General features: G+C 73.4%; 6 protein-coding genes. All 6 read left to right on the top strand.

Annotation, left to right across the window (positions count from 1 at the left end):
• The coding region (locus tag J7E25_RS17545; protein WP_214871463.1) for a hypothetical protein at nt 1–592 on the top strand (592 nt) is incomplete at its 5' end.
• Nucleotides 589–1,857 carry a hypothetical protein gene (locus tag J7E25_RS17540; RefSeq protein WP_214871462.1) on the top strand — a complete coding sequence of 423 codons (1,269 nt, stop codon included), beginning with the start codon at nt 589–591 and terminating at the stop codon, nt 1,855–1,857. The genes J7E25_RS17545 and J7E25_RS17540, both read left to right, overlap by 4 nt.
• 11 nt (nt 1,858–1,868) lie before the next feature.
• Nucleotides 1,869–2,372 (top strand): hypothetical protein, encoded by a 504-nt coding sequence (locus tag J7E25_RS17535; RefSeq protein WP_214871461.1) that lies wholly within the window; start codon nt 1,869–1,871, stop codon nt 2,370–2,372.
• Nucleotides 2,373–2,424: 52 nt separating this feature from the next.
• A complete protein-coding gene (locus tag J7E25_RS17530) occupies nt 2,425–3,381 on the top strand; it encodes a hypothetical protein (protein WP_214871460.1) in 957 nt (318 codons plus the stop codon).
• A 3-nt stretch (nt 3,382–3,384) separates the two neighbouring features.
• Nucleotides 3,385–4,953: a hypothetical protein gene (locus J7E25_RS17525; protein ID WP_214871459.1), complete on the top strand. Its 1,569-nt coding sequence runs from the start codon at nt 3,385–3,387 to the stop codon at nt 4,951–4,953.
• A gap of 9 nt (nt 4,954–4,962) precedes the next feature.
• A partial coding sequence (locus J7E25_RS17520; protein ID WP_214871458.1) for a hypothetical protein occupies nt 4,963–5,791 on the top strand: 829 nt, incomplete at its 3' end.

Here is a 5,791-nt window from a genome sequence, read left to right as displayed (position 1 = left end):
CGCGGGCGCCGAGCTCAACCGCGTGACGGCGGGCGTCCAGGACCGGATCGCCGCGAAGCTCGGCGCGCTCGAACCGGGCGCGCCCGTGCGCCCGGCGGCGCTCACCGCGGCCGCGCTCGCCGACCCGCTCGTGGCCGACGCCGAGATCACGTTGACCGACCCCGACGCGCCGGGCGCCGCGCTCGTGCTGCAGCCGGGCGAGGTGCTCGACGTCGTGCGCCCGTTCGCGTTCCCGCCGCCGCAGGCCGAGCGCACGGCGACCGGCGCGGTCGCGACCGTGGCCGACGTCGACCTCGTCCTTCCGGTCCAGCTGCAGGCGGGGGTGGCGCTCGACGAAGCGATCACGGCCATCCGCCTCGTCGTCAATCCGTACCTCGACGCCGTCGGGCCGACGAGACCGCTGACGCTTGCGGGCCTCGCGTCGGGCCTGCAGGCGAGCCCGCTGTTCGGTCTCGTGCGCGAGCAGGCGAGCATCGTGATCGAGTCGGGCGGCCGGTTCGCCCAACTGCTCGACGAGCAGGGCAGCTACGTTCCGGCGGCCGGCGAGCGCCTGCGCCGCCGCACGCTCGACGTGCACGAGGTGGTCGTATGACGACCCACGCCGAGGCCATGCTGAGCCGGCTGCCCACGCTGTACGCCGACGGCGACCTCGTGCGCGGGCTCGTCGCGGTCGCCGCTCTGCAACTCGAGATCGTCGACGAGGAGGCGCGCATCGTGCAGCGCGCGCACTGGTTCGACGCCACGGTCGAGCTCGCCGAGGCCGCTGCGCTCGGCGCGTTGCTCGACGTCGAGCCCGAGCCTTGGCAGGAGCTCGGCGAGTACCGGGCGTGGTTCCATGCGCTCCGCACCGCGCGGCTCGAGCACGGCGCGGTCACGGGACCCGCGCTCCGCACCTTCACCCAGCTTTACGCCGAGGCGTTCGAGTCGACGAACCGCATCGACGCGCTCCCGTCGTTCGAGACCTGGGGCAGCGAGTTCGCGCGCGTCGGCCATTCGCTCGTCGAGAACCCGTCGCGGCGCCGCACGACGCGGCTCGGCGGGCCGGGCCCGATCGAGCCGCTGCACCAGGAGGTCGCCAATGGCGGGCTCGACCCGGCGCCCCTTTCCGTGCTCTTCACGGGCGGCGAGCAGAGCGAGGTCGTGCCCGTGCTCGTGAACCGCACCACGGGTGTCGCGCTCGCGTTCCTCGGCGAGCTTCGGCCGGGCGAGCGGCTGTGGATACAGGCCGAGACGGATGGGGCGGTCAGCGCGCAGCTCGGCCGCACCGACGTCACCGACCGGCTGAAGGGCATCACCCGTGTCGTGCCCGGCACGCCATGGGAGCCGGCGGATGTCTCCGCGCCATCCGCGATCCTGCTCGAGCCGGGGCCGAACGACCTGTGGTTCCTGCCCGTCGCGCGCTTCGACGCGCCGGGGCTCGACCGGGCGCTGCTCGCGCTCGCGGGGTTCGACCTGACCGAGGGCCGGTGGGACGAGTCGTCGTTCGACCACGCGCTGTTCTTCCTCGACCCGGCGGCGTACCTCGACCTGAGCTGGTCGGAGCGCCTGCCGGCGACCGTGCGAGTCGATCTCGAGGCCGGCACGCTGCGGAACGCGGCAGGCCGCCTCGACGACGCGCTCGAGGCGCACGACCAGCTCGTCGGCTCGGTCGGCACGGGCATTGGCCGGCTCGCCGCGGCAGGCGTCGCGGCCGAGGTGCGCTTCCGCCCGCTGCACGACAGCCAGCGCCAGCTCGATCACCTGACGTTCATCAGCGGGCTCGCCCAGCACGAGATCGGCACCGTCGGCATCGACCATCTCGCGGACTCGGGAGCGCTGTTCGGCGTGACCGACTTCGACGAGAGCACATACCAGTAGAAGGGAACGCCATGCGAGCCAAGCTGTACGTCGAGCTGCGCGACCGGCACGGCGCCGTGCTGCAGACGCGGGCCGCGCACAACACCGTGCTGCAGACGGGCGGGCGCCTCATCGCCGACCTGTTCACGGGAGCTGGCGGCCCCATCACCCACATGGCGGTCGGCACCGAAGATGCCGACCCGACGTCGGTGACGGTCGCGGCGCTCGGCAACGACGACGGCCAAGGCGGTCCGGGCATCACGGGCGACACCGCGGCGCCCATCCCGCCCGACGCGTTCGCGATCACCGTCGACGAGCCGCGCAGCCGCGTGCTCGTGAAGGTGCGGGCGACGCTGCCCGATGCCGCGGGTGTCGGGACGCTGTGCGAGGCCGCGCTCGTGTCACGACAGGGCGGCACCGACGTGCTCTACAACCGGGTCGTGTTCACGCCGCTGACCAAGGGCGACGACCACGACCTCACGCTCTTCTGGGAGATCGAGTTCCCGTTCGGCGACCTGCAGTGGCTGGCCCGCTGAGATCCGCATCGAGACACGGCACCGAGACCGCACTGACGAGAAGGAGAAGCTCGTGGCATTCGCGAAGAGCAGCCTCAACATCAAGCTGCAGAACTATCCGCCGGCCAACCGCGACGCGGTCGTCACGCTGACCAACCCGCTCACGGGCCAGACCCTCGAGCGCAAGCCCTTCCTCGACGGCACGCTGCTCGTGCGCGACCTCGACCCCGGCCAGTGGGAGATCGCGGTCAAGCACCCGAACGTCGTAGGCCCGCTCTACACGGGCATCGTCAACACGCTCCCGGTGCCGCTGCCGACGTTCGTGCCGGTGCCGATCCGGCCAGACGACTTCCGCGACACGCCCATCCGCGACCTGCCCGACGCCGACCTCGGCCCGGTACAGCAGACCGTGTCGGCGGCACGCACCACGGCGGCGGCGGTCGGGGGCAAGGCGCCCGGCGAGGCCATCCGCGCCACCGACTGGAACCAGCTCGTTGGCGCGGTGTCCGACCTCGCGGGCGCGGTGCTCGAGCTCACCTCGCTCGTGAGCCCGCGCGGCCACGACCATCCCGAGATCGCCGCGAAGATCGACGAGGTGCAGGGCAACCTGCGTAAGTTCATCGCGTCGTTCGGCAACAGCGTGCTCGAGCTGCGGCGGGACGTCGAGAGCCAGAACTTCCGCCGCGCGACGATCAAGATGCTCGACGCGGGCGCGGTGGTCGGCCCCGAGCGCGAGCGCATCCTGAAACGCGTCGACGACCTCGAGATCGCGCGCCAGGGCACCGTGCTCGAGTACTCGTCGAAGCTCGCCGACGCGGGCGCGGTGCTCGCCGCCGAGGTGCAGGTCATCGCGCAGGCGCAGGGCGCGGGCGCGGGTGGCTTCCTCGACAACGACGACGTCAAGACCTTCGTGGGCCTCACCGACGCGTTCGCGTCGGGCGGGCGGGTGCTGACCGCCGAACAGGAGCTCGACACCTACCGCCGGACGAGCCTCGTACAGCGCACGTCGAAGTTCGCGGGAGGGGTGTGAGCCATGCCGAGCGTCGCCGACATCGAGCGCCTGAAGGCGCTGACCGACCGGCTGCTGCCCTTGGCGTCGCGCGAGCGCGGCGAGGTGATCGCGGCCGACGACTGGAACGCCGTCGTCGGAGCCCTGCTCGAGGTCGCGCGCGCGGTGGTCGCCGACGCGTCGGGCACCGCGGTCGCGCCGCACGAGCATCCCGACCAGGTGACCCTCGGATGGCTCGATCCGCGCCTGCGAGCGATCATCGAGCGCGGGCCGCTGTCGGATCCGGGTGCGACCGCGCGGGTGTCGGCGATCGAGCGTCGCGCGCTGCTCATCGGGCAGCAGATCGACGACGTGGCCGGCCAGGTACGCGACCTTCGCGTGGTGACCAACCGGCACGAGACCAACGACCTCGACCGGGCGTCGTCGCTGACGGTGCTCTCGCGCACGGTGTCGGGCATCAAGGACCCGCGCAACGAGGTCGCGACGCTGCGTGCGTCGCTCGACGCGATCGGCACCAACCTGTCGGCCGTGAGCGCGTTCGCGGCCGGGCTCGGCGACGTGACGCCCTCTACGCTCTTCGCAGGCCTCGGCAAGGTCGACGAACTCGAGCAGCGACTCACGACGCCGACCGGCGCGCTGCTCGACGCGGCCGAGTTCGAGCGCCGGCTCGTCGAGCTGGCCACCACGCTCGTCACCGAGGACGAGCTGACCGCCGCGATCACGAGCCGCCCGGCCCGGCTCACCGCCGGGGTCAAGGCGGAGCTGCTCGAGGAGGCGAAGACCGCGGCCGTGCGGCAGGCGGAGGACAGCGCGACCGTGCTCACCGAGGCGCTGCGGAACCAGCTGACCACGCGCATCGACGAGGTCGCCCAGTCGGCGGTGGCCGCCGCGCGCGAGGCCGCGGGCGGGTTCCGCGACGAGCTCAAGGCCACCATCACCGAGCAGCTGACCGAGGTCATCGCGCAGGGGCAGGCCGAGAGCGAGGACCGGCTCGGCGCGACCTTCGCGACCGCGACCGTGACGCTTCGGGACGCCGTCGACACGCGCGTCTCCCAGCTCGAAGGATCGCTCGCCGACCGCGTTCGCACCGCGATCACCGACGCCCAGCCCGACCTGCTCGCGTCGTTCACCGCGCTCGTAGACGAGCGCATCGGCGCGCTCGACGATCGGCTGGGCGTGCTGCAGACCGGCATCGGCGAGCTGCGCACGTCGCTCGCGGGCACCGCGACCGACCTCGTCGCGCTGAAGCAGAGCACCGACGCGACGATCGAACGACAGGTCGCGACGCTGCGCACCGAGCTCGCGGGGGAGCGCAACCGCGTCGACCTCGCGCTCGCCGAGGTGCGGCAGCAGATCCCGACCGGCCCGCGCGGCATCACGCGTGAGGAGCTCCTCGTCGAGCTGGCCCGCAGCAACGACGAACTGCGCTCGCAGCTGGTCGACACGGTCTCGGATCGCGTGAAGCTCCAGCTCGACCAGCGCCTCTCGGGCCACTTCGAGCTCATCACCCCGCTCGAGGGCGGCGTCTCGCCGATCGGCGTGCAGCCAGGCCAGTCGATCTTCCTCCGCCTCGCCGACCGGCCGCCCGGATAGGCCGCCGCCGTGCTCGCAGACTTCGAGACCCGCCTCGCCGACGTGCTCGGCAGCCGCCTGGCCGCGCCGCTCGCCGGCCGGGTGTTCGTCGCGCCCGGCCCCGCCGACACGTCCGCGACGGCGGTGCTCGTGGGCGTCAGCCGGGCCGAGGTGGTTCCCGAGAGCTTCGGTGCGGGGCGCCGGCCCGAGCGCGTGCCGGGTGCGGCCGATCCGCGGCGCGTGGTGCGCCTGCGGTGCGACGTGCGTATAGTGGTGCGGCCGGCCGACAACGGCACGCGTGCGCAGACGATGGCGGCGCTCGACGCGCTCGTCTACGAGCTCGACGCCGGCGACCTGCGCGATGCGAGCGCGCTCGGCGGGCCGGGCGACCCGGGCTTCGTCGTCGACGGGCAGCGGGTCGAGCAGGTCACGGTCGAGCCATCCGGGCTTGCGGATGGCTCGCTGCCCGCCGTCGAACTGCGCACCGAGGGCTGGTTCTGGCCCCGGAACGCGCCCGGCATCACGGGCAAGGCGATCGCCGCCGCGCTCGTGCGCACCGTGCTGCTGCCGGTCGCATTGCAGCCGTGGCCGCTGCTGCTACGCGCGGGCGACGCGCCCGTGCCGCTCACGATCCGCGTCGGCGCCGCGGGCACGAGCCGGCTGACCGGCGGAGCGCCCGCGGTGAGCCCGTTCGGCGAGCTCGCGGTGCGCGTCGTCGATGCGGGCGGGCGACCCGGCGCGGGCACCCTCGCGGGCGGCGCCGCAGGGCCGGATGGCTCGCGGCTGATCGCCGTCGACGAGGACGCCGCCGCGGTCGAGTACCGGCCTCAGGCTGCCGCTGCCGACGACGTGCTGGTCG

This window comes from Agromyces sp. ISL-38, assembly GCF_018613935.1.
GTDB lineage: Bacteria > Actinomycetota > Actinomycetes > Actinomycetales > Microbacteriaceae > Agromyces.
This window is presented reverse-complemented; position numbering and strand designations above follow the sequence as displayed.

What these genes read in the sequence shown, in the direction of transcription:
- J7E25_RS17540 (WP_214871462.1), top strand. Translation starts at nt 589, where the DNA reads ATGACGACCCACGCCGAGGCCATGCTGAGCCGGCTGCCCACGCTGTAC.
- J7E25_RS17535 (WP_214871461.1), top strand. Translation starts at nt 1,869, where the DNA reads ATGCGAGCCAAGCTGTACGTCGAGCTGCGCGACCGGCACGGCGCCGTG.
- J7E25_RS17525 (WP_214871459.1), top strand. Translation starts at nt 3,385, where the DNA reads ATGCCGAGCGTCGCCGACATCGAGCGCCTGAAGGCGCTGACCGACCGG.